The organism is Nocardiopsis sp. NPDC006198 (assembly GCF_040613895.1).
Classification (GTDB): domain Bacteria; phylum Actinomycetota; class Actinomycetes; order Streptosporangiales; family Streptosporangiaceae; genus Nocardiopsis; species Nocardiopsis tropica.
The window spans coordinates 12885-37046 of the sequence record NZ_JBEXSY010000057.1 but is presented as its reverse complement, the minus strand read 5'-3'; the positions used below and the strand labels follow the sequence as shown (position 1 = coordinate 37046).

At 69.7% G+C, this 24162-nt stretch carries 22 protein-coding genes; 13 read left to right on the top strand and 9 right to left on the bottom strand.

What is annotated here, in order from left to right; translation table 11 throughout:
• Positions 1–54 precede the first annotated feature (54 nt).
• The gene (locus tag ABZ234_RS27235; protein ID WP_355013924.1) at positions 55–1188 is read right to left on the bottom strand and encodes an ATP-binding protein; all 1134 of its coding nucleotides are present in this window, start codon (positions 1186–1188) and stop codon (positions 55–57) included.
• Between the two features lie 836 nt (positions 1189–2024).
• On the opposite strand from ABZ234_RS27235, the gene ABZ234_RS27230 reads away from it, so the two are divergent.
• From ABZ234_RS27230 to ABZ234_RS27190, 9 genes are all read left to right on the top strand, one after another.
• On the top strand, positions 2025–2156 hold the full coding sequence (locus ABZ234_RS27230) for a putative RiPP precursor (RefSeq protein WP_267947509.1): 132 nt from the start codon (positions 2025–2027) through the stop codon (positions 2154–2156).
• Positions 2157–2294: 138 nt separating this feature from the next.
• Positions 2295–4127 (top strand): asparagine synthase-related protein, encoded by a 1833-nt coding sequence (locus ABZ234_RS27225; RefSeq protein WP_355013923.1) that lies wholly within the window; start codon positions 2295–2297, stop codon positions 4125–4127.
• Positions 4121–4384: a PqqD family protein gene (locus ABZ234_RS27220; protein WP_267947507.1), complete on the top strand. Its 264-nt coding sequence runs from the start codon at positions 4121–4123 to the stop codon at positions 4382–4384. Before ABZ234_RS27225 ends, ABZ234_RS27220 begins: the two co-directional genes overlap by 7 nt.
• Positions 4381–4824 carry a lasso peptide biosynthesis B2 protein gene (locus ABZ234_RS27215; protein ID WP_355013922.1) on the top strand — a complete coding sequence of 148 codons (444 nt, stop codon included), beginning with the start codon at positions 4381–4383 and terminating at the stop codon, positions 4822–4824. Before ABZ234_RS27220 ends, ABZ234_RS27215 begins: the two co-directional genes overlap by 4 nt.
• Positions 4821–6662, top strand: coding sequence for an ABC transporter ATP-binding protein (locus ABZ234_RS27210; RefSeq protein ID WP_355013921.1), 1842 nt, complete (start codon positions 4821–4823; stop codon positions 6660–6662). Before ABZ234_RS27215 ends, ABZ234_RS27210 begins: the two co-directional genes overlap by 4 nt.
• Positions 6659–7408: a response regulator transcription factor gene (locus tag ABZ234_RS27205; RefSeq protein ID WP_355013920.1), complete on the top strand. Its 750-nt coding sequence runs from the start codon at positions 6659–6661 to the stop codon at positions 7406–7408. Before ABZ234_RS27210 ends, ABZ234_RS27205 begins: the two co-directional genes overlap by 4 nt.
• A 126-nt stretch (positions 7409–7534) precedes the next feature.
• Complete coding sequence (locus tag ABZ234_RS27200; protein WP_267950209.1) at positions 7535–8248, top strand: ATP-binding cassette domain-containing protein; 714 nt, start codon at positions 7535–7537, stop codon at positions 8246–8248.
• Positions 8248–9048 (top strand): ABC transporter permease, encoded by an 801-nt coding sequence (locus tag ABZ234_RS27195; protein ID WP_355013919.1) that lies wholly within the window; start codon positions 8248–8250, stop codon positions 9046–9048. Before ABZ234_RS27200 ends, ABZ234_RS27195 begins: the two co-directional genes overlap by 1 nt.
• Complete coding sequence (locus tag ABZ234_RS27190; RefSeq protein ID WP_355013918.1) at positions 9045–9797, top strand: ABC transporter; 753 nt, start codon at positions 9045–9047, stop codon at positions 9795–9797. The genes ABZ234_RS27195 and ABZ234_RS27190 overlap by 4 nt, the downstream gene beginning before the upstream one ends.
• A 976-nt stretch (positions 9798–10773) precedes the next feature.
• On the opposite strand, the gene ABZ234_RS27185 is transcribed toward ABZ234_RS27190, so the two are convergent.
• Positions 10774–11025: a Smr/MutS family protein gene (locus tag ABZ234_RS27185; RefSeq protein WP_267950208.1), complete on the bottom strand. Its 252-nt coding sequence runs from the start codon at positions 11023–11025 to the stop codon at positions 10774–10776.
• Between the two features lie 59 nt (positions 11026–11084).
• Entirely contained in the window at positions 11085–12092 is a 1008-nt protein-coding gene (locus ABZ234_RS27180; RefSeq protein ID WP_355013917.1) for a hypothetical protein, read from the bottom strand.
• A 97-nt stretch (positions 12093–12189) separates the two neighbouring features.
• Here ABZ234_RS27180 and ABZ234_RS27175 point away from each other — a divergent pair, with 97 nt between their 5' ends.
• A complete protein-coding gene (locus ABZ234_RS27175) occupies positions 12190–12828 on the top strand; it encodes a MerR family transcriptional regulator (protein ID WP_355013916.1) in 639 nt (212 codons plus the stop codon).
• Positions 12829–12853: 25 nt separating this feature from the next.
• Here the strand turns inward: ABZ234_RS27175 and ABZ234_RS27170 are convergent, their stop codons facing one another.
• On the bottom strand, positions 12854–13669 hold the full coding sequence (locus tag ABZ234_RS27170; protein WP_355013915.1) for a TIGR02452 family protein: 816 nt from the start codon (positions 13667–13669) through the stop codon (positions 12854–12856).
• Positions 13670–13881: 212 nt separating this feature from the next.
• Between ABZ234_RS27170 and ABZ234_RS27165 the strand changes: the two genes are divergently transcribed.
• Complete coding sequence (locus tag ABZ234_RS27165) at positions 13882–14442, top strand: RNA 2'-phosphotransferase (protein ID WP_355013914.1); 561 nt, start codon at positions 13882–13884, stop codon at positions 14440–14442.
• Positions 14443–14464: 22 nt separating this feature from the next.
• Here ABZ234_RS27165 and ABZ234_RS27160 read toward each other — a convergent pair whose 3' ends face one another.
• From ABZ234_RS27160 to ABZ234_RS27150, 3 genes are all read right to left on the bottom strand, one after another.
• Complete coding sequence (locus ABZ234_RS27160; protein WP_355013913.1) at positions 14465–15301, bottom strand: methyltransferase domain-containing protein; 837 nt, start codon at positions 15299–15301, stop codon at positions 14465–14467.
• Between the two features lie 31 nt (positions 15302–15332).
• Complete coding sequence (locus ABZ234_RS27155) at positions 15333–16175, bottom strand: SURF1 family protein (protein ID WP_267947496.1); 843 nt, start codon at positions 16173–16175, stop codon at positions 15333–15335.
• A gap of 160 nt (positions 16176–16335) precedes the next feature.
• The gene (locus tag ABZ234_RS27150) at positions 16336–17376 is read right to left on the bottom strand and encodes a chaplin family protein (protein WP_355013912.1); all 1041 of its coding nucleotides are present in this window, start codon (positions 17374–17376) and stop codon (positions 16336–16338) included.
• A 988-nt stretch (positions 17377–18364) separates the two neighbouring features.
• Between ABZ234_RS27150 and ABZ234_RS27145 the strand changes: the two genes are divergently transcribed.
• The gene (locus ABZ234_RS27145; protein WP_355013911.1) at positions 18365–19501 is read left to right on the top strand and encodes a CapA family protein; all 1137 of its coding nucleotides are present in this window, start codon (positions 18365–18367) and stop codon (positions 19499–19501) included.
• A gap of 145 nt (positions 19502–19646) precedes the next feature.
• Here the strand turns inward: ABZ234_RS27145 and ABZ234_RS27140 are convergent, their stop codons facing one another.
• Both ABZ234_RS27140 and add read right to left on the bottom strand, forming a co-directional pair.
• Positions 19647–21737, bottom strand: a complete 2091-nt coding sequence (locus ABZ234_RS27140) for an amino acid transporter (protein ID WP_355013910.1) — start codon at positions 21735–21737, stop codon at positions 19647–19649.
• A gap of 449 nt (positions 21738–22186) precedes the next feature.
• The gene (gene add / locus ABZ234_RS27135; RefSeq protein WP_355013909.1) at positions 22187–23239 is read right to left on the bottom strand and encodes an adenosine deaminase; all 1053 of its coding nucleotides are present in this window, start codon (positions 23237–23239) and stop codon (positions 22187–22189) included.
• Positions 23240–23407: 168 nt separating this feature from the next.
• Between add and ABZ234_RS27130 the strand changes: the two genes are divergently transcribed.
• Entirely contained in the window at positions 23408–24109 is a 702-nt protein-coding gene (locus ABZ234_RS27130) for a hypothetical protein (protein ID WP_355013908.1), read from the top strand.
• Positions 24110–24162 lie beyond the last annotated feature (53 nt).

Sequence of the window (24162 nt, the reverse complement as noted above, 5' to 3'; positions counted from 1 at the left end):
CTCACAACTCACCTTGGCCGGCCCGGCCGCTCCGGAACGCGGTCGGGGAGGCGCTCAGCGCCGCACCTCCAGCGGGAGCTCCGCCAGGACACGCGTCCCTCCGCTCAGACGTCTGGTCACCGTCAGACGCCCTCCGACGGATTCGACCCGTTCGCGCATCCCGGCGATCCCCGAGCCCGCGCTCCCGCCGGCCCGGATCCCGACGCCGTCGTCGTCGACCCGGACGACGAGCTCGCCCCCGACCGGCGCCAGCATGAGCTCGCACCGTTCGGCCGCCGCGTGCCGAACGATGTTGCTCAGCGCCTCCTGGACGACACGGGTGGCGACGAAGGCGGCTTCCCCTCCGTGTTCCGGGAGGTCGATGTGGGCATCCACCTCCAGGCCGCTCACCGTCGCCGCCGCGACCAGCTCACGAAGCGCGGCGGCGTGGTTCCCGCCGCTGCCGAGCGGAGCACGGTCACGCCGGCGCAGCGCCCGCACCAGGTCCTGCACCTGGACCAGGGCCGAACGCGACCGGTGCTCGATGTCCTCCAGCGCCTCGAGGAGCTCCTCCCGCTCCGAGGACGACACGGCCCGCGCGACGGCGGCTTCGGCGCTGATGGTGCTCAGCGCGTGGCCCACGACGTCGTGGACCTCGCGGGCCATGGCGGCCTCCCTCCGGACGTGCTCGAACTCGGCCTGCTGGCGTTCGGCACGACGCACCGCCCCGAGCCGCTCCGCCTCGGCTCGTCCGAGGAGCCAGGCCACACCGATCGCGCCGAGGCCGAACACGACCCCCTGCATCGCGTCCTGTGCCGATGAGCTGACCCCCAGCACGAGGGACACCAGGACGAGGACCCCCAGGACGACGGAGCCGGCGTCGCGTTCCCGGGGCCCGCCCCGCAGCGCCAGGGGGTACAGGCACCAGGCCGCCCCCACCATGGGATCGGTGGTGGCGGAGAGCAGCCATCCCACCGCCGTGGAGGCCAGCGCCACGGACACCGCGGCAGCCGGGAACCTCCACCGGAGCAGCACGGCGCCGCCCACGAGCAGCGCGAGGCAGGAGCCGAGCAGCCGGTCCCCTCCCGGGGCCAGACCGAGCACCGGGGGGATCCAGAAGACCAGCACGACGGCCGCGGACACGGCGGCGTCCACCAGCCGTGAGGCGGCGGAGCGCCGACCCGACGCCTCCCGAGCATCTCTCAACATGCGTCGATCCCACCACAGCGGCCCGCACCGCCGACCACGGCGCCCCACCCTCCGCACCCGTCCTCGGCGAGTGCCTTTCCATCCGCCACCGCACGGAGGCCCGTATCAGGGTGGTGCGGGCCCACCCGGGCTCTGATGGAGGAGTACCCGTCCACGAAATCCCTCCTTCACCCCCTGCTCGGAAAACTTTGGTTCACAAATTTCTCAACTTCACCTTGAACAACATGCGTCCATTCACGCATGCATAGACATGCGATTCAGCAGCAGGCGACCCGACGACGAGGCGAATAGGATTGATGACGCAGCGGAAACGATTCATTGCAGAACGTACCCGCCTCCAATTCAAGATCATTTATTCATGATTATCGAACCTGTTTCCTCATGTCTGTTCCAGTAACCCCAGTTCAATAAGGGTAGAACGGTTACCGCAGAGCGCCCACGAAGCCCCGGAGGGCGCCTCATCCCTGTTTCCTTCGAAGATTTCTGCAAGAACACTCCCCCACCAGGGGTTTCTTTCTCCGAGTGAAGCCCGGGGAGAACGTTCACAACGCCGTGACCTGCACTTCCAGAACGAAAGACATCCACCGTGGCGGCGGAGGTTCATTGACTTGGGCGGGAGAACTCACTTAGATTCCCTACGGACGGACAAACGTTCGTCCGCATACCGGGGCCGGCGGATCAGCAGGCCTGCCTACAGCCCTTTCCGACCAAACAGCCACGGTCATTGGGGAAGCCATTACCCCTTCGGGGGCCTCCTACGACCTGTATTGGCGCCCGTGGAAGACTGAAGGAAGCCGCCCCGCCAGATCCGCCAGTTCTCCAAGAAAGGAAAGACCATGAAGAAGTACACCTCCCCCTCTCTTACCCACATCGGTTCGTTCAAGAAGCTTACGAAGTCGCTGGGTCGCCTGAGCTGCAATGACATCCTCGGCTTCCGCGCCCTGTGGACGACCAGCCCCGCCTGCTGAACGACCTGAACAAGTACGGGGCAGCACTCCTGGAGTGCTGCCCCGTACTCCCATGCGAGATCGGAGAATACCGCTCTACAGAAATTCAGGACGAGCCCCGAGACGCAAAATGAAACCACCGGCACGAGAGGAGTGATCGTGGCGCTATTCATCCTCCCCGACACCGATATTCATGAGCGCACCCTGTCGCTGTTCCAGGACACAGTGGGTCCTGTGCTCTGCCATCACCGCTCCGGACGCCCCTGGATACTGGGCAGTCCAGCCAGCGGCGTATTCTTGACATCGCACAACAGGAATTTAAACTTCGTCGTCACCGGCCACGCCTGCCTAAAAAGCGGGGATCTCACAGAGAAAACGGACAGGATCTCCTCCCTTTCACAGACGAAGGACCTCGCCGACGAGCTCGTGGACTTCGATGTCCTCCTCTTCGCCCACAACGGCGAGGAACTCCACGCCTATGCTCCAGTCTTTCAGTCGAGGTCTCTTTTCTGGACGCGGTACGACGGGCTTGTGGTAGTGAGCGACGAACAGTATCCACTCGCCGCTCTCAACGGTTTCGAGTTAGATCACAGCGTACTCGCCACGCGCCTCGCCAACGCCGAGGTGTCCCACCCCTTCATACGGCGGCCGATATGGCTCAACGTCGACGCCTTGGGGACTGCAGAATACCTACACATCGCCAAAGATTCCGAACCCCGAAGAAGTCTGTGGTGGCGCCCACCGAAGGCTGACCAGCCGCTGGATGAACTGAAACACAAGCTCTCCACAGGGATCGAGACAGCACTGAGGTCACGCACAGAAGGCCGCCCTGCAGTCAGCGCCGACCTTTCAGGGGGCTTAGACTCCACAACGCTGGGCTTTTTCTTGTCCAGCATCGGACTGAATCTCCACACCTTCTTCATGGAGTCGAGGGATAAATCAAACAACGACTGGTCGTGGTCGGACCGCGCAGCGCGTGAGATTTCCTCCCATCATTTGAAGGTGCCCTACCAGTCGGTTCTGGACCACATCACGGGGGAGATCCCGGCCTCACCCTCTATCTTTCCGGAGGGGCCTGGAGCACTGTCGACAGCCATAGCATCGGCTTCCACCATTGAGAAGCATATCGGGGGTACCGGAAGCACCCTACATCTGAACGGACACGCAGGGGACGCCCTTTTCGGGCAGGTATCAAGCATGATCTGGTCCTACTTCAGGTCGGGTGGGCGGGGCAGGTACGCCTGGATCTGGCGGTACCGGACGATGAACCGCATCCCTGTACCAGCGTTGATCAGAATGCTCTTGGATCGGAGGACCTTCTCCTATGAGCTCGGCCAGATCGCCTCGGGGAACTACTCGTATCCAGCTCACGATGCATCTGATTACTCGAGCTGGATCCAGGTGCCACGGTTCCCCAGCTTCTTCACCGAAGCAACCAGGGAACAGGTGAGCAACCTCGCCCTGTCCGAGCTCCGGAAAGGAGTCGCCGAACTGTCCCCGGACCGGACAGCCCATCAAATACTCTCCTATCTCACCGTCCATGGGGCAGTGAACAGGAGGATGAACTACGTGTCGGACAAGGTCCAGTTCGACAGCCCGTATCTCGACAGAAGAGTCGTCGAAGCAGCACTTTCCCTCAATCACAGGGATCGAACGCGACAGTATCCGGCCAAGCCATTGCTTGCAGCAGCGAGACCGAAAGAGATGGGCCTCGACTACTTTCTGCGCCGCGACAAGGGGGACTACACACCTGAGGTGTTCGACCACCACCGGACGATACTCGACCGCGCACACGACACCTTCTCCGGCGGGTCGCTACTCGGCGACATGGGGCTCGTGAAGAACGAAGAGGTGGTGAGAGCATCTGATTCCTACTCGGCAGACGGGATCGCATATTCGGAAGTCGTTGACCTCGAATTCGCCGAGAGATGGCTTCGGAACGTCCGCGAAGAAAAGACCAGAACCGCCGCGGGAGGAAAACAGGCATGGTAAAGCTCAAATCCACGGTCAAGATCAGCGCAAACGAGGAAGGCGCTCTGCTGCTGGACACGAAGAGAGGAACCTACTGGCATCTGAACGCGGTTGGCATACGACTTGCCGAGGCCCTCGACGTAGAACGGTCGGTCGATGAACTCGTCCTGACCGTCACCACTGATTTCGACGTGCCCCCGGACGTCGCGCGACGCGACGTCCGCAAGCTTCTCCGGGACATGAAAAAGGCGCGTCTCGTCGAGGGGAGGATAGCGTGAGCAGCCCCGTCCTACCGGAACCGGCAGCGGAGTCCGCCTCCCGCGGAGCGCTGCTCCGTTCTCGCGCCTGTGTGGGGTTGGCGCTCGTCGTCAGCCAGCTCAAGCCGCATCGGATCAGGCAGCTCATGAGCCTGGTCGTGCGCAACGGCGGGAGACCCGCGGTGGAGGACGTGGAACACCACCGGGGACTGGTCGTCTCCGTCAGCACGCTGTGCGCCGGTGAGGGCTGTCTGCCGCGGTCGATAGCCACCGCGCTCCTGGCGAGGTGGCACGGCTACGGCGTCACCTGGTGCACCGGCGTCCAGGACAGGCCCTTCGCCGCACATGCCTGGGTCGAGATCGACGGTCGCCCCGTGGGTGAGTCCGCCGATCTGGGCGGGTTCCGCAAGATGCTCGTGTGCACCCCGGAGTACGCCTCGTCAGGCGGTGAGAAGAATTGACCGTCCCGGATACGGACACAGACCCCCGGGACCCGCTCCGTTCCGGGGACGGGGGTGCGCCTGGCCCCTCAAACGGCCCGGTCGCCGGTTTTCGTGACGTCCTGCCGCTCCTGAGGCCGTACCGCGTTCCGCTCGGCATCGCCTTCTTCCTCGGCACCCTCGGCACCGCCGCCGGCGCGGTCCAGCCTCTCGTGGTGTCCAGGATGGTCGACACCTTCCAGAGCGGCCTCCCTCTGGGTGAGGCGGCTCTGCTGGTCGTGCTCCTGCTCGTCAGCGCAGTGCTGACCGGGGTGCGCGAACTCGTGATCGAACGAACGGGTGAGAGGTTCGCCTATGATTCCCGCGAACGGCTGGTGAAGCACCTCTACTCGCTGCCGATGACCAGGCTTGACTTCCGGGACCGGGCAGACCTGGTCACGCGGGTGACGACAGACGTCTCCGAGACACGGACCTTCCTGACATCTGGCCTGATCGACCTTGCCATCAGCACGATCACCGTATTGATATCGCTTGTCATGATGGCGTTGATCGACCCCGTACTGCTCGGCCTTTCCTTCGTGGCGGTTCTGGTCGTGTTCGTCGTCGTCCTGGCTCTCGGCAGGAAGACCAGGCCGGTCGGGCTCCAGATGCAGAACGCGCTGGGTGCTCTCGCGGAGAGCGTCTCGCGCTCGCTGGGGTCCATGAAGACTGTGCGAGCCGCCCGGGCGGTCGGCCGGGAATCCGACAAGGCCATGGCGATGGCCTCGGAGGTCCGCCGAGCCGGCCTCAGGGCAGCAGGTCTGCGCGCGCTGCTGCAGACGGTGTCCGGTGTGGCCGTGCAGGTTCTCCTGATCGTGATCGTCGGCTTCGGCGCCCTGAGGGTCGCGTCGGGGGAGCTCACCACCGGTGAACTGAGCGCATTCATCATGTACTTGATGCTCATGGTGACCCCGATCGCGATGGTGGGGAATGTCGTGGCCTCCCTCGGTGAAGCTTTCGGCGCCTTGGCGCGCATATTAGAGATAAAGTCCGAGCCCACAGAACCGGACATCCAGACTGCAAACAGCAGTATCCTCGCCGGGCATGCGGACGAAGTCTTCCGCTTCGAAAGCGTATCGTTCCGGTATGACCGACCGACGTCGAGCGTCCCCGACAGCACAGAATTGACGCTCTCCAGCGTCTCGTTCTCCGTCGCACGGGGGGAAACCGTTGCCCTCGTAGGGCCGTCCGGCGCGGGTAAATCAACCCTGTTCTCACTTCTTGAGCGATTCTACGAACCGACCGATGGTCGGATACTCTTCCATGGACAAGACGTCATGGAATTATCACGCGATAAACTCCGGAAGCAGCTGGCATATGTCGATCAAGACGCCGTTGTACTTTCCGGGAACGTGAGAGAGAACCTGATGCTGGCTGACACAGAAGCGACGGACACCGAGTGCATCGACGCTCTGAGACAAGTCGGGCTCGTGCAGGACCGCGAGGAAGGCCGCCGTTATCTCGAAAAGCAGATCGGCGAAATGGGCATGCGCCTCAGTGGTGGACAGCGCCAGCGTCTGGCAATCGCCAGGGCTCTGCTCTCCGGGAACCCCGTGCTGCTGCTGGACGAGGCGACATCAAATTTGGACAGCCGTAACGAGGCCCTGATCCGGGATGCCCTGGACCTCTCGGCAATCGACCGGACAACGCTGGTGATCGCCCATCGTTTCTCAACCGTGGTCTCGGCGGACAAGATCATTGTCCTCGACATGGGACGCGTTATCGCCCAGGGAACCCACCACGAACTGATCCAGAGCTGCGAGTTGTACAATGAGCTCGCAAAGCACCAGTTCCTCTCGGGGCACGCGGAGAAGATATGAGCTCGCAGGTGTATGAACCCTCTCCTCCCGCCAGGGAGGACATCGCCGTCGTCGACGCGGCCGGGGCCGGAGGACCGACGCACCCCGGGTCCTCCATCAGGGTCTTCATGGCGGACGACGACGACGGTTTCCTGCGCGCCTACAGGAAATTCTTCGCGAAGGTTCCCGATATCGACCTGGTCGGCACAGCCGACACGGGAAAGGGAATGGTGAAGCGGCTGGCCGCCTCGGAGCCGGACGTCCTGCTGCTCGACATCGAGATGCCGGGGCCGAGCGGCATCGACGTCGTCCGCGATTTGCGACGGAATTCGCTTTCGACGAGAACCGTGATGCTCACTTCGTTCGACCACGACGAATACGTTCACGAGGCCCTGCGATTCGGCGCTTCCGGCTTCCTCCTGAAGAGCGCTTCGCCCGTCCGGATACTGAGCGCGATCAGAGCCGTCCACGCGGGACACGCGTCCTTGGCGCTGGACGTGACGTCGCGTTTGTTCGGTCGCCTCTCCGCCGGGGGCGGCGCCGCCCCGGCCGGACCGCCTGACGGCGGACACCCGTCCTTCACCGAGCAGCAGATCAAGATCTGCCGTCTCCTGGCAGCCGGCCACAGGAGCCAGGACATCGCAGCAGAACTCCATCTGAGCAACGAGACCGTGCGTACCTACCTTCGGCGCATGTTCGAGAAGTTCGGCGCCAAGAACCGGACCCACCTCGTCGTCCTGGCCTACGAGGCGGGCGTCCTTGGCTGAGGCCGGACCCCGCCCGGACGGACCGGGGCCGCCAGGTGTCCACTTTCGGGTGTCAGCGCGGCGGGGCCCGGCGTGTGAAGCTCGATGCGCACGGAGGAGGCGGTCGACACAAGGGGTCTGGTGCCGGTGATCGAAGTCAAGGACGTTTCGAAGAAGTACGGTCCCAAGGTGGCCGTCGACCGGGTGAGCTTCAGCGCCGCCCCCGGACGGGTCACCGGTTTCCTCGGCCCGAACGGGGCCGGGAAGTCGAGTACGCTCCGCGTTCTCCTCGGGATCGACCGGGCCACCTCCGGCACGGCGCTCATCGAGGGCCGGCCGTACACATCGCTACGACAGCCCCTGAGGACAGTCGGTGCGATGCTCGACGGCGCCTCGGCCGTGCCGGAACGCCGGGGAGTCGACCACCTTCGCTGGATCGCCCAGTCCAACCGCATACCGTCCCGGCGGATCTCCGAGGTCCTGGAGACGGTCGGTCTCTCCGAAGCGGCGAAGGTGCGGGTGGGCAAGTACTCCCTGGGCATGAAACAGAGGCTGGGTCTGGCCGCGGCCCTGCTCGGAGAGCCGCGGATCCTCGTCCTCGACGAGCCGGTCAACGGCCTCGACCCCGAAGGCATCCGGACCATCCGTACCTTCCTGCGACGGTATGCCGACCAGGGCAACACCGTGTTGCTGTCCAGCCACCTCATGGGCGAGACCGCGGAGACGGTCGACGACATCGTGATCATCGACAAGGGCCGCATCATCGCGAACGGCTCCCTGAGCGAGATCACCGAGGGGCACGCCTCCCTCGAAGACGCGTTCTTCTCGTTGACGGGCAGCCAGCCCGGGCAGAGTTGGTGATGGGCGTGCTGAGCGTCGTCCGATCCGAGTTGACGAAGGTCCTGACCCTCCCGAGCGTCTGGGTGATCACGGGCGTCATCCTCGCCCTCAACGTCTTCTTCCAGTACCAGACTCTCGGATTCAACATCGACACCGTCGCGAACGTGCGGCCCGACGGTATGTCCGAGGTCGATGGAAGGGCCGTTCACGCCGAGACGGAACTCCGGCAGACGCTCGGTGTCAGCGTCTTCAATCCGGGCCTCCTCTTCCCGATCCTCGGCGCGGTGCTCGCGGGTACGGAGTTCCGGGCGGGGCAGCTCGGCCTGAGCTTGGTCGCCGTTCCCCACCGCCTCCGCCTGGTCCTGGGCAAGCTCTCGGCCATGACGGCCTACGCGCTCGTGCTCGGGCTCGTGTGCATCGCCATGGCCAACGCCTTCATGTACATCGCTGTCCGGAACTGGAACCCCGGCATGCTGTGGAGCACGGACATGCTGGCGGCCGAGGCCGCCCTGCTCCTCTTCACCGTGACGTTCACCCTGATCGGCGCCGGGATCACCCTCATCACCCGGCGCACTCTGACCGGGATCATCGCGACGGTGATCCTGATCATGCTGACCATGGCCCAGGTGGTCGCGATGGTTTCGCCCGCCGTGGACGCGTTCCTGCCCCTGAGCGCGGCGCGCAACCTTCTGCTGCAGGGACGGGACGCGGGCGCGCCGCTGACCGGCAGCGCCGGGCACGGCGCGGCAGTCCTGGCCGGTTGGGCGCTCGTCACCTCTGTCGTCGCGACGCTCGCCGTCAAGCGGAGGGACGCAAGGTGAACACGAGGACCGAGGCGCCCGTGATCCGTCGACGCGACGTCACCGCCGCAGAGATCACCAAGATCATCACGAACCCGGTCGGCATCACCATGCTCGCCGTCACCCTGGCCGCGAACACGCTCCTGGCGGTGATCGAGGCGTCGGGGGTCACCTTCTACACCGGAGGCTCCCAAGGGCCCTCGACGCTGTCCTCCTTCGGCACTCTCATGCTCGCCCCGGTGTACGCGTTCCTGGTCCTGCCCGTGCACGCCGCGGCGAGCGAATACCGCGGAGGCCAGCTTCGCATGAGCCTCACCGCGACCCCGGACCGCCGCGCCCTGGTGCTCGGGAAGCTGGGAGCGATGGTCACCACCGTGCTCACCGCGGCGGTCGTCGTGCTCGCCCCCGCGCGACTGCTCATCGGGGTCTCGGCCGGGTCGGGGGCGGGAGAGCTTCTCCTCGACCTCGGACGGTGGATCGCGGTGTACGCGTTCATGTCGGTGATCGCCTTCGGCCTCGCCGGCCTCCTCCGCAGCACGATCACGCCCCTGGGGATCCTGATCACCCTCCCCCTGGTCGTCGCCACCGGCGTCCTGCAGTGGCCGGAAGCGCTCAGGCTCCTGCCCGACCAGGCCGGCCTGAGCCTGATCGGAACCCCCGCCTACGACGTGCATGAGCTTCCACCCGGAATCGCCGCGCTGACCCTCGCGGTCTGGGCTCTCGTGGCCCTCGCCGTGTACGCGGTCTTCCTGGTGCGCCGCGACGCCTGAACCGTTCGGACGAGAACTCCCCGGCACCCCCGCGCCGGGAGGCACCTTAACAAACACGAGGAGAGGTATACAGAATGAAGCAGGGAACGAAGACCGTTGTCTGGTCGATTGCGGGCGTCATCGCCCTGGCCCTGATCATCACGTTTCTCACCCTTGGCGGTTGATCGCCGGGAAAGCACCCCGGTGAAAACCCGTCGGACCGACCGGGCGTCCCGCCAGGAGTAATCGGTACCGACCCCGGGGCCCTCGGAACCGCCCGGCCCCGAACGGGGCAGGGCCGCCCCGCCGAACGGACGACTCGGTGGAAACGGGCGCCTTGCCGGGAGCACCGGCAGAACCGCCCCGCTCCGGAGTGAGGCTGCACGGCGGACCGGACTCCAGGAGCCCCTGGCACACGGGGCACCACCGCCCCGCCACCCTGTATCGGACAGCCGAGGCCGCACGGAACACCAGGAAGGGATTTTTCTGTTGGCAAACTATTTATTGTTCGACAGCAGCTGTGCAAGGTGCGGGAACCTGGCTCGAACTGTCGAGAAGATCGGAGGCGGATGGCTGGAGAGCCGAAGCCTCGAAGATCCGCATATACAGGAGATGCTCTCCCGGGCCAGACCCGGCTGGGACTGGAAGCCGATGTTGGTGACGGTCCGCCGAGAACGGGTCCGCGTCTACTCCGGGATATGGATGGTGCTGCGCCTGGGCGTCGGTCTCGGTCCGCGGAAGTCGTTCCGGATTCTGACCAGCGCCGCCTGAGCCCGGAGCGCCTTTCGACGTGGCGCCCCTGGTCGAACGACGGTCACGCCCCGGGAAACCGGCATGCAGACCCCCGCCCCCCGGGACACTCCGCCCTGCCGGGGAACGGCGGGGCAACCCACTGTGTCCTCCCTCGTCACGGGCCCTCAAGACTCCCGGTGGCCCGTAGCAGCCCGCTCACGGCACGGGGCATCGCACGGAGCGGCCGTGCTCGGACCGCCCCGGGTCAGCGCTTGAAGTGGATGAAGAGACGGCCGAAGTTCTTGGAGTCCTTCTCGACCCGGTGGTAGCGGGCCTTGACGTCCTTGCGGTCGAGGTAGCGCAGCACCCGCTTCTTCAGCTGCCCCGACCCCTTGCCGGGGATGATCTCCACGGTTCTGGCCCCGGTGCGCTCGGCCTCGTCCATGATGTCGGCGAGGGCCCTGTCGATGTCGCGGCCCTTGTTGAAGATGTCGTGCAGGTCGAGTTTGAGCCGCACCGTGCCTCCTCCGCGTCCGGTCACACGGATGATACGGGTCGACCGGACGCGGAGGCCGCTCAGGCCCGCCCGGTCGCCCGGTTCCGTTCGCGGCCGCTCCCGCCCCCGCGTCTGCGCAGCGCCCACCACAGGCCCGCCGCGGTCGCCGCGGCCAGCAGTGCTGCGGCCAGGAGGGTGACGGCGTCTGGGCGCACGACCGACTGGCCCCGCAGCGCCTGCCAGGCGGTCAGGACCAGGAGCGCCGCGTGGGCCGATCCGACCACGGCGACCACGCGCAGCCGCACGGCGTCCGGCTCCAGCCGCGGGTGGCGGCGGCCCAGCGCCACCAGGAGCAGGGCGAGCAGGACGAGCGCCTGGAGCCCGTGGATGCCGACGAAGTGGGCGACCCGCAGGTCCCCGGCGACCGTGCTCCAGCCCACGACCGGCAGCCCCGGCCCGCCGTCCGCCACGCCGACGGTGTGCGCCCCGATCACGTCCCCCGGTCCGCCGTTCTCCAGGGCGACCATCTGCTGGTCGGACGGGACGGTCATGAAGAAGGCCGCGGCCATTCCGGCGAGGGCGATCCCCGTGCCGATCCGCACCGCCCAGGTGGTGGAGCGCTCGCCGACGCGCTGCACGAGCAGCAGGACGCCGATCCCGAGGTTGGCGGTCCACGCGGTGACGATCATGGCGGCCATGGCGTTGTAGACGGCCGTGTCGAACGGGGTCGCGTAGTTGTAGTGGCTGAGCTCGCCCCGCCAGGCCTGGAGCCCGATCGCGGCCAGCTCGCCCAGGACCATGGCGGAGAAGAGCGTCCCGAGCCACCACCCGGTGCGCCGCCACCGCACGAGCAGCGAGAGCAGCCACGCCAGGGTGACGTTGTAGACCGCGATCGACAGGGCGAACTTGGCCGGCTTGAGCCAGATCGGGCGGCCGACGAGGGTGCGGTCGTCCACCGCGAGGCCGACGAGGGCCGCCGCCAGGACGACCGCGCACAGGGCGGCGGTCGCCATGAGGGGGCGGTGCCAGTCCGGCGCGGTCCGCAGGAACGCGCCGGGGGCGGGGCGGGGGGTGGTCGGGACGTTCACGCTTCTCCTTTTTGGATACTTCCACTATCCATTACGGATACCTTTACTATCCATGAAGCACCGGGACGTGGCAAGGGAAAGAAGCGAGGATGGGCCCATGCGTATCGGCGAGCTGAGTGAGCGGTCCGGGACCCCGGTGCCGACGATCAAGTACTACCTCCGCGAAGGGCTCCTGCCCCGGGGCGAGCGCACCGGCCCCAACCAGGCGAGCTACGGGGAGGGGCACCTCCACCGGCTGCGCCTGGTCCGCGCCCTGACCGACGTGGGCGGCCTGCCCATCGCCACCACCCGCGAGATCCTCGCCCGCGTCGACTCCCCCGACCCTCCGATCACCCACGAACTCCTCGGCCACGCCATGCACGTGCTCCCGCCCGCCACGAAGGGCGTCGCCACCGCCGAAGAGGAGGACCACGGCCGGGCGCGGGCCCTGTTCGAGCGGCGCGGCTGGCACGTCCACCCCGAGAGCCGCGCCGCCGCCGACCTGGCCGAGGTGGTCTCCACCTACCGCCGCGCAGGGCGCCCCCTCGACGACGAGGCCCTCGACGGCTACGCCGCCACCATGGAGCAGGCGGCCCGGGTGGACCTCGACGTCATCGGCCGGGTCACCGGCACCGACGAGATCCTGGAGAGCGCCGTCGTGTACTCGGTGCTCGGCGACACCCTCATGGCGGTCCTGCGCAGGCTCGCGCAGGCCGACGAGTCCGCCCGGCGGGCCGGCGTGGTGCCCGGGGACTGACCGCGGACCCGCGCCGGGCGCGGGGTCACAGCGCCCCCGCGAAGGCCTCGCGCACCGTGTCGTCGCGGTCCAGGACCGCGAACACCACGTGCTCGAACATCCCGGCGAACCCGCCGCCCGGCCTCAAGTGCCCCGCGAAGGCCGCCGCCACCTCCGACGGGTGGTTGCCGAACACGCCGCACCCCCACGCCCCGAGCACCAGCCGGTCGACCCCCTGCTCGGCCGCGACGGCGAGCACGCCGCGCGCCCGCGCGGCCAGGACGCCGGGGACGGGGTCGGCGGGTTCGACCCGGTTGCGCTCGATCATCCGCCGGTTCGGCGCCGCGCAGGTGAGGAAGGAGACCAGCAGGGGCTCCGGCAGCCACCCGCCCCCGTCGTCGCGGTACACCGGCACGCCGGGCGACCAGATCACCCTGTCCGTGTAGAGCAGGCTCCCGTGCTCCCGGTGGTGGTCGTAGTACTCCGGGCACAGCACCAGGGAGGCGTACAGGGCGCTCGACCTGGCCAGGCTCTCCTCCTGCGCACGCGCGCCGTTGGCGACGCCGCCGCCGGGCCTGCGGGCGGACGCGAAGTTCAGCGCCGCCACATGGGGCCGCCCCGGCCCGGACGCCAGTCGCCCGGCCGCGGCGAGCGTGCTCTCCCGGGTGACCTCGAAACGGGTCGTGCGCCGCATCCCCGGCCCGGAGGGGGCCGCCGGCTCACCCGGCAGGTAGAGCCGCGTGCCCGCCCGCATCGCGGCCAGGTCCCCCGACAGGTCCACCAGCCGCTCCCCGACCCGGTAGTGCCCCTGCTCGAAGGCGTCGCGGGTCTCCCGCCACACGGCACGCAACCTCTGGGACACGGGGCCCTCCTCCTGTGGTCCACGGCGCGGGCCCGGCCCGCGGTCCCTGGAGGCGGACGGTCGTCGGCCGAATACCGGTCGAACTACGCAAACTACTCCCCCGGACCCGAGCCTCCAAGAAGATTTCCGCATCCGGACAGCCCGAAAACCCCTGGCACGCGACGGGGGGCGCACGGGATCATCCCTATGTGGAAAGACCGGCGAACACACGCATGAACACCGAGGAGAGGGTCCGCGCCTCCAAGTTCCTGGCGCGCGTCCTGCGCCACGACCCCGGCCTCGCGGGGCTGCGTCTGGACGCCCAGGGGTGGGCCGGGGTGGAGGACCTCCTCGCGGGCTGCCGCGACGCCGGGATCCGCCTCTCCCGGGAAACCCTCGCCGAGGTGGTCGGGAACAACGACAAGAAGCGGTTCGCCCTCAGCCCGGACGGCACCCGCATCCGCGCACAGCAGGGCCACTCCGTCGATGTCGACCTCGGTTGGGAGCCGAGCGTCCCCCCGGAACTGCTCCACCACGGAACCGTGGGCCGGTTCCTGCCCGCCATCGCCGCCGAGGGCCTGCGTCCGATGAACCGCCACGACGTCCACCTGTCCCCCGACACGGAGACCGCCCGCCGGGTGGGGGCCCGCCGGGGCACCCCCGTGGTGCTCTCCGTCGCCGCCGGGCGCATGCACGCCGACGGCCACGTCTTCCGTGTGACCGGGAACGGGGTGTGGCTCGTCGCCGCCGTGCCCCCGGAATACCTGGGCGGGTCCGCCGCGCCCGACCTCTGAGGCGGGGCGTCCCGGTCGGCCCTCAGCCCTTCGGCCTGACCGCGGAGAAGATCGCGGTGCCGGGGATCATCCGGCCCCGCACCGGCCCCCAGCCTCCCCACACGCGGTCGAGCCCCTCCGGCCACTCCGGTTCGACCAGGTCCTTCAGCGTCAGCCCCGCGCGGGCGATCCCCCGTACCCAGTCGCCCGCCGTGTGGTGGTGCTCCACGTAGACCGCGTTGCCCTCGTCGTCCTCCTCCACGTAGGCGCGGCGGTCGAAGTAGGACTGGTGGACGGTGAACCCCTCCTCGCCGGGGTCGTCCGGGAAGCTCCACCGGACCGGGTGCGTCACCGAGAAGACCAGGCGCCCGCCGGGGCGCAGGACCCGCGCCGCCTCACCGAGGGCGTCGTCGGCCGAGGGCACGAACGGGAACGCGCCGAACGACGAGAACACCGCGTCGAAGGAGGCGTCGGCGAAAGGCAGCCTCTGGGCGTCGGCCTGCACGGTCGGCAGGCTGTGCCCCGTCTCGGCGTCGATCCGCCGCGAGTGCTGCAGCTGCCGGAACGACAGGTCGAACGCGACCACCTCCCGCACGCCCCTCGCGCGCAGCCACCGGCCGCACTGGCCCGCACCGCAGCCGACCTCCAGGACCCGCGCCCCCCGCAGCTCCGCGGGCTCGCCGAGCAGCCCCGCCCGCTCCTCGGTCAGCCCCTCCGGGCACCACACGAAATCGGCGTCGCCCAGGAAGCCGCCGTGTTCGGCCTGGTAGGCGTCGGCGGCGCCGTCCCACCACAGGCGTCCGGCGCGGGCGCTCTCCCCCGCGTCGACGTCGCGGCGCTCCACGTGTCCGGGCGCCGGGTAGTCGGTCTCGTCGTGCATGGGGCTGGCTCCTCGTGCCGTGGACGGGGACTCAACGGTCGGTACCGCCACCGGTCCCGGCGGCGGCCTCCGACGGCTCCTGCCCGGGCGGCCCCGCGGGGGCCGCCTCCCCCGGACGCCCGTCCTCGCGGGCCTCCCGGGCCTCGCGCAGTTCGCGGCGGACGAGGAAGATCCAGCCCGCGACGGCGACGACGGCGAACACCCACCACTGCACGGCGTAGGAGGCGCTCATGCCGGAGTCCACCTCGCGCAGCTCGACCGGCTCGGGGGCCGGATCGGGCGCCGGGTCCTGCCGGGTGAGCTCGACGAATCCGCCGTAGACCGGGTAGGGCAGTCCGTCCGCGATCATGTCGACGTCGACCATCATGAGCTGCCCCTCGGGCAGGTCGTCGCGGTTGCGCAGGCCGCTGTTCTCCTCCGTCTCGGAGAAGTGCAGCCGACCGGTCACGTCCACGGTCCCGCCGGGGGCCGCCGGGGGCTCGGGGGCGTCCAGCGCGGTCTCACCGCGCTGGATCCATCCGCGGTTGACCAGGACGGCCGTGCCGTCCTCACCAACCAGGGGGGTCAGGACGTGGTACCCGACGCCGCCGGATCCGTCGCGGTTGCGCAGGAGGATCTCGTGGGAGGTGTCCCAGGTGCCGGAGGCCTCGACGGTGCGCCACCGGTCGCCGGGGGCGACGTCCTCCCCGACGGCGGCCAGCTCCGAGACGGGAACGGGTTCGGCTGCGAGGTTGTCCTGCTGGAGGTTGACGGACGCGCTGCGCAGCTCCCAGCGGTCCAGCTGCCAGAAGCCCAGCCAGACGAAGCTGGGCACGATCACCAGGACGAGCGCGTGGAACGCCAGCATGCGTTGCGACAACAGGACCTTGAGCACGTCTTCGAGGTTATGAGACGCTCCGGGCCGCGCCGCACCGCCCCTCGCGAACGGCCGCGGGGCCGCCGGCGTCCGGCGGCCCCGCGTGGGCGCCCGGGGCGCGGGGAGCCTCCCCTCCCCGCGTCCCGACCCCGGTCCGGACCTGCCGGACCCGGGCCTCCTACTCCTCGTGGCCGGCGGCGGCGGACGCCTTGCGCTTGCGGGCGAAGTACAGGCCCGCGCCGCCCGCGCCGATCGCGGCGACCGCGGCGGCGACGAGGCCGCCCAGAGCGGTACCGGTCACGGCGAGCTGCTCGTCGGCCTGCGGCTGGGGGGTGGCGGGCCGGTCGCCACTGACGCTGGAGTCGTCCTCGCCCCTGTCCTCCTCACGGGGCGCCTCCGGAACGGTGGGCTCCTCCTCGGGGGCCTCGGGCTCCTCGGGGGTCTCGCCACCCGGCTCCTCGGGCTCCTCGGGGGTCTCGGGGTCGGGGTCCCCGCCCTCGGAGATGGTCTCCATGCAGGCGGACTGGGCGAGGCCGAGCACGGAGACGGCGTTGCCGCAGATGTCGACGGCGGCGTCGACGGGGACGAGCACCTGGTTGCCGCTGGCCACACCGCCCGCGCCGCTGGTGGAGGCTCCGCCCTCGTTCTCGGGGGAGGCCTGGATGATGTTGATGATGGTGGTGCACTTGGCACTGGAGCCGCCCAGGATGGCCACCGAGTTGCCGCAGACGTTGATGGCCGCGTCGACGGGGACGACGATCTGGTTTCCGCTGGCCACCCCGCCGGAGCCGTCCGTGAGGGCGCGGGGCGCGTCGGCGCTCTCCTGCTCCAGGACCTCGACGACCTCCAGGCACTCGGCCTCGGAGATGCCGCCGACGGCGACGGAGTTCCCGCACGCGTCGACGGCGGCGTCGACGGGGACGATGATCTGGTTGCCGCTGGCGATGCCGCCGGCGCCGCTGGTGGCGGCCCCGCCCTGGCCGCTGACCTCGTAGAGGACCTCCGAGACCCGGGTGCACTTGGCCGAGGAGATGCCGAGCACCGCGAGCGAGTTGCCGCACAGATCGGCCTCGATGTCCACGGGGACGACGATCTGGTTGCCGCTGCCGATGCCGCCGGAGCCGTCGGTGGTGGTGTCGGCGAAGGCCGCCGTGACGGGGGCGATGACCAGCCCGGCGGTCATCACGGTGGCGAAGGAGTAACGGAGTGTGTTGCGCATGTGCGGCTAGGACCTTTCACGGAGACAGCCTGGGTTGCGCCGGTCGTGGCGCTGGTGGTCGTGGGCGGACCGGGTGTCCGCGTCGCGGCGGAGCACTCGTGCGGTCCCGCTGCCACGACCGTGCGGGTCCGTCACCGGCGAGCGGTGGAACGGCGGGGTGACCCGCGCACGTGGGAGTCGTGGTCCGGCGTTCTCCGAAGTGGTTTTCCGGGGACGAACCGCCGACGGACCGAAACGTTAGCAAGCCACTGCGGGCTCGCACGCGTTTTCAGGCAATGTCCGCCATCGCCACAAATACCTTCCGCTCACAGTATGTCACTCTGAGGGATACCCGCTGTTCACAGGCATGGAGACGACTACTCAGGGTACACACAAAACAACAGAGAGCCATGAAAGATGATGAATTTTTTTCAGGTAAACCCCCGTGCGTAATCCACTAAGCACCTTCGTTGATTAGTTTGACCGGTCTTCGAGTACGCCTTATACCCCAAGGCACCCCCTTGCGCTCCATGAGAACAATGCGGCGTTGGAGAGAAAAGAGCGGATAGACGTGCGCGACGCACGGAGCTCCCGGAGCACCGGAGACGGAAGGACCCTTCGCACGACGACCCCCGCCCCCTCCGATGCCGGCGCCAAGGAAAGAGAAAAAGGAACTCACAGCAGCCGAAATGATGCCTTCGCCGTCCCAATACGACCTCTACCGCAACTCAGGAAACTCTCACCCCACTCACGGCGGCCTCGACCGAACCCGCTGGCCATGAGCGTGCGATCGACGGCGGGCGGCCGAAAACCGACCGGAATACAGCCGATGTCGTACCGACGAAAAAGGGACCGCCGGCCCTACTCTGAGCACTGCCGGTGATCACCGGTGACGGGTCGGTACGCCCATGGCCGCCAATCCGTTCATGAAGGCCAACTGGAAACGCATGATGTGCGTCCTCTTTTCAGGACATGCCCTCCGTTTCCCCCGCCCCCACTGGAGCATGCAATGCAGTCCGTACCCCCGTGCCCCCGCACGCGCACGACACTGTCGGCCGGCGCCGCGACACTCGCCCTCCTCCTGGCCGCGACCGCCTGCTCCTCGGAGGGTGACGGGCAGACGCAAGAGGTGGAGGGCGCGGTCGCCCCCGGGGTGGAGGCCTCCGCCCCGCCCTCCCCCGACACGGAGTCCGAGTCCTCCCACGAGCCGTTCACCATCGCCTTCGGCGGCGACGTCATGTTCGAGGGGATGCTCGAACCCCGCCTGGCCGACCCCGCCACCGCGCTCGGCCCCGTCTCCGCGCAGCTCTCCGCCGCCGACCTGGCCATGGTCAACCTGGAGACCGCCGTCACCGAGGGCGGCACCCCCGCCCCCGACAAGGAGTTCCTGTTCCGCTCGCCCCCGAGCGCCCTGGAGGCCCTGGCCGCCGGAGGCGTGGACGTGGCCACCGTCGCCAACAACCACGGCATGGACTACGGCACGGACGGACTGATCGACACGCTGGAGAACGGCGAGGCCTCCGGTGTCGCGCTGGTCGGCGCGGGCCGCGACGCCGACGAGGCGTACGCACCCCATGTGGCCGAGGTCAACGGCCAGAGCGTGGCCCTGCTCGGCGCCACCGACGTCATGGACGACCACCTCGTGGCGGAGTGGACCGCGGGTGAGGGCAAGCCCGGCATGGCCTCCACCAAGAACGAGATGCGGGAGCGGATGCTCGACGCGGTCTCCGGGGCCGCGGCCGAGCACGACAACGTCGTGGTCTTCCTCCACTGGGGCCTGGAGGGCGCGCACTGCCCGCTGCCGCACGCGCCCTCCCTCGCCGAGGAGCTGGTCTCGGCCGGGGCGACCGCCGTGGTCGGCGGCCACGCGCACGTCCTGTCCCCGGGCGGGTTCACCGGCGACTCCTACGTGCACTACGGGCTGGGCAACTTCGTGTTCTACAACGTCGAGGGGCCCACCGCCGAGACGGGGGTGCTCACCCTCACCTTCGACCGGGGCAGTGTGACCGGGGCGGACTGGGCGCCGGCGCGGATCCAGGGCGGCGTGCCCGTCCCCTACGAGGACGAGGCCGCGGGTCAGGCCGCCCAGACGTGGCTCGACATGCGCGCCGGGTGCGGGCTGCCCCTGACCGACTCCCCCGCCTAGCGGACCGGACGGGCGTCCGCCCCCTCCGGCGGGGCGGGCGCCCGTCGGCGGGCCCCGGTCCGGACGTTCGGCCGGCCGGGGCCGCCGCCCGGGAGGAGTGACCCGCGCGCGGACCGGGGACGGGGGCCGACCGCAGCCCCGCACCTCAGCTGACGTGGACGACCGGGCGCCGTTTCGGTTCCCCCTCGGCCTCGCGGAGGATCTCCCGGGTGAACGACGCGGTCTCCCCCTCCCCCAGCACGCCGAACCTGAACAGCAGCCGGATCGGCGACCCCTCCGACCAGGCGAAGTAGCAGTGCGGAACGGCCCCGGTCCGGTCACGGAGGCACAGGAGGACCGCCGCGAGCGCGTTGGGGGCCGCCGGGCTGCGCACCCGCAGGACCCGGTGGCCGTCCACCTCCACCCCGCGCACCCGCAGGACGCTCGCGAACTCCGACGGGTGGTGCACCTCGACCTCCACGAACAGCGGCGGCGTCCGGAGCGGGATCGGGTGCAGGAGCATCTGCTCGCGCTCGATCTCCTCGTACCCGGCCGCCCCGCCGGACCCGGGCCGGTTGGCGAACAGGTGCAGCCGGCCCCGGAGCACCGCCTCCAGGGCGAACCTGACCGCCGTCTCGTCCAGGTGGACGCTGCTGGTCCGGAGTTCCGTGCTCCTCAGCGCCCGTGAGACCAGCGACACCAGGACGGTGCCGGCCACGAACGCCAGCGCTATGAGCAGCCCGTCCGGCCTGGCCGCGACGTTGTCGGCGAGCGCGTAGCCGAACACCGCCGTCAGGAACCCGAACCCGGCCACCGCCCGCCGCCGCCCCGAGCGGTGGGCGAGGATCGTCACCGCCAGGGCCGAGGTGACCAGCATGGCGAGGATCCCGGTGGCGTACGCACCCGACTGGGCGGTGACCCCCGCGTCGAAGGCCACGGTGATGGCCATCGCGACGGCCGTGTACACCAGCACCACGGGCCGCACGGCCAGTCCCCACGCGGGCGCCATCCCGTAGCGCGGCAGGTAGCGCGGCACGATGTTGATCAGGCCCGCCATGGCCGAGGCCCCGGCGAACCACAGGATGAGGACCGTGCTCACGTCGTAGAACACGCCGAACCCGTTGCCGAGCAGGTCGTACGCGAGGTAGGCGAGCACGCGGTCGGCGGCGGGCCCGCCGGGCTCCACCGCCTCCCGGGGGACCAGGACCCCGGAGACGAACGTCGTGGACAGCAGGTAGACGCTCATGACCACGGCGGCCGTGGTCAGCATGGTCCGTGTGTCGGCGATCCGCGACCGCAGGCGCTCCTGTCCGGTCCCTCCCCCGGTCCGGATCAGGGGCATCATGCTGACGCCCGTCTCGAACCCCGACAGGCCGAGGACCAGGAGGGGGAAGGCCACCAGGACGGTGGCCGCCATCGACGGGAGCCCCCGGCCGTTCCCGAGGAGCGCGCCCTCCCAGCCGGCGAGGGTCGACGGGTCCGCCGCGATGCGCACCAGCGCGGCGACCACCACCACCGCGTTGAGCAGCAGGAACACCAGCACCAGGGGGACGGCGATCCGGACCGCCTCGCGGAACCCGGCCAGGAACACCGCGCCCAGGAGGGCGAGGAGGACGAGGGTGACCGGCACCGGGTGGTCGGCCACGGCGGCGGGGGTGTACGGGTTGGCGGCCAGGTGCGCGGTGGCGTCGGCGGTGGACAGGGTGATGGTGACGATCCACGACGTCGCCACGAAGCCCAGCAGGCACAGGACGAGGAACTTGCCCCTCCACTCGGGGAGCAGGTGTTCCAGCATCGCCACCGACCCCTGGCCGTGCGGGCTGCGCTCGGCCACCCTCCGGTACACGGGCAGCATCCCGCCCAGGGTGAGGACGACGATCAGCAGCGTCGCCACGGGTGAGAGGGCGCCCGCGGTGAGGATCGCGATCGCCGGGAGGTAGCTGAGGGTGGAGAAGTAGTCGACGCCGGTCAGGCACATGACCCGCCACCAGGCGTGCTGACGCTCGGCGTGCGGCGCCGACCCCGGGCCGCCCACCTCGTCCACCCGCCTGGCCAGGAGCCACCGCGCCAGGGCGCCGCGCGCGCGGGAGCCGTCCGAGGGAGGGGCTTCCCACACGTAGGGGCCGGTGTCCCCGCCGTCGGCGCGGTCTGCGCCCGTGTCCGCACCGGCGCCGCCCGCGGCCGCCCGGCCGGGCTCCCCGGCGCCCCCGCCGTGGCCGGAGCCCCCCTCGGCGTTCCCGCCGGAGTCCCGTCGCATCGCGTCTCCCCCCGGAGCAGGGCACGGGCACTGCCGTGCCCGGCGCACCCCCAAGTCTCCTGCTCGGGGGCGCTCCCGGGGGTCAGCCCGGCGACCGCGTGTCGGCCGGAGCACGGCCGGAACCCCGAGCCAGGGTGCCCGCGGGTTCTGGAGGCGCCGCGGACGGGTTGATGGGGGACGGGCCGATCCGGCGGGGGCGCCGAAGGTCCCCGCGCTCACAGGCGGCCGCGGTGCCCCCACGACACCGGGGCCGCATCGGAGCGGGGGTCCGGGAGGAGCAGGGTCCCTAGGGAGTGTTTTTTGGAGGCTTTCGGGTCGGCGAGCGGCCGTCCAGGCCATCTCTCGCAAGCCGATGTGCGAAGTTCAGCCTGGTTGTGCTTCACGAGCGCAGAGGCGCAGCGAGAGGCAGCCTGGTGGACGCGAGCCCGGAAGAATCCACAAAACAGGACCTAGAGGCTCCCGACCCCCACCCCGTGGCGGGCGGCGACCTCCTCCATCTCGGCCAGCAGGGCGCGGCGGTGGGCCGCCCCCAGGTAGGAGGCGTGCACGGCGTTCGCCGCGAGGCGGACCAGGTCCCCGGCCCCCAGTCCCAGCCGGTGGGCGGTGGCGTACTCGCGGTTGAGGTCGGTGCCGAACATGGTCGGGTCGTCGGTGTTGAGCGTGACCAGCAGCCCGGCGTCGAGCATGCGGGGCAGCGGGTGGTCACCGATCGCCTCCACGGCGCGGGTGCACACGTTGGAGGTGGGGCTGACGTCCACCGGGACCTGCTCCTCCACCAGCCGGGCCACCAGCTCCGCGTCGCGCATGGAGTCGATGCCGTGCCCGATGCGCTCGGCGCGGAGCGCGTCCAGGGCCTCCCGCACGCGCTCGGGTCCACCGTGCTCACCGGCGTGCGGGAGACTGGCGAGCCCGGCGGCGCGCGCCCTGCCGAACACCCCCGCGTACTGCTCCAGGGGCGTCTCCACACCGCCCACCCCGAAGCCCACCACGCTGGGCGGGCCCTCCGCCAGGACGGCCTCCAGCGTGGCCTCGGCGCTCTCCAGACCGAAGTCGGCGGGGAAGTCGGGGATCCACCGGAGCCTGATGCCGTGCTCGCGCTCGGCCTCGCGGCGCGCGTGCTCGATCCCGTCGAACACCACCCGCGCGGGCACACCGCGCATCAGGTGCGTGTAGAGGCTGACGTGCACCTCCGCGTAGCGGACGTTCTGCGCGGCCAGCCGCCCGGCGACCGCCGAGGCGAGGACGGCGAAGTCCTCCTCGTCCCTGAGGGTCGTCACCGACGCCAGGTAGACCTCGATGAAGTGGGGGAAGTCGGTGAAGGCGTACCAGTCCCGGAGCTTCTCCAGGGTGTCGGGGACGCCCTCGGCCGCGTGTCTGCGGGCCAGGCCGAAGAGGGTCTCGGCGGGCATCGAGCCTTCGAGGTGGACGTGCAGCTCGACCTTGGGAAGGTCCCGGACGAGCGCGTCGACGCCGGTCCCGGCGGGGGCGGTGTGGTTCTCCATGGCGCGAGGTTACGCGCGGTCACGCGCCCGCCCAACCCCTTCCGGACGAACCTGACGACGGCCTGTCAGCCTCTCCCCCCGGCGGCCCGCCCGCCGTCGTGGTGCGCCGGGCCCCCGGTCGGGGCGACCGCGACCGGTCGGCGAACCACAGAGGGGTACATTGCGGACATGATCCCCCAGGGCGACCCCCACCCCTCCGTCCCCCGTCCGCCGCGCCCCCGCTGGGCCGCCCGGCTCCGGACCTACCGCGCCAGCCACCCGGGCGCGTTCGCCCTCCGCGCCTCGGGCGCACTGCTGTTCGTGATCGCTGCGGCCGGAATCCTGGGCTTCTCCACGGCGACCGGTGCCTGGCTGTTCGGCGCCCTCCTCACGATGGGCCTGCTGTTGGTGACCGGAACCCTCGCAATGGCCGCGGTGCTTTCGGGGGGCATGTCCCCCGAGGCCAAGCGGGCCGGGCGCGCACTTGAGGCCGCCAAACTGAAGAACCTCCCCCCGGGCACCGACCCCGCCAAGCTCGCGGAGGCCTGGCGGCTCGTCCGGAAGGGGAGACTCGGCCCGGACCCGGAGACCAACCGGCTGGGGCGAATCGTCGTCGAGGGGCAGCTGTCCAGCGGAACGCCGGTCGCCTTGGCCGTCGTGTTCGCGACGATGGCCCTTCTCAACGTGTTCCAGGTCGTCATCCGCATCCTGGAGAGCGGGGTCTCCGGCTTCCCCATCCTGCTCCTGGGACTGTCCGCCCTCCTACTGGTGCTGGCGTGCATGACCCCCTCCATGATGAAGCGCCGGCGGCTCCGCGTGGAGGCGTTCCGCGACGCCTACGACGCCGCCCACGGCGACGGCGCGGACGAGGGTTCCGACACCACGGCGTGAACGCGGCCCGGGCCCCGGGCACGACGTGACCGGGAGCGCCGTCCCTGCGGGCT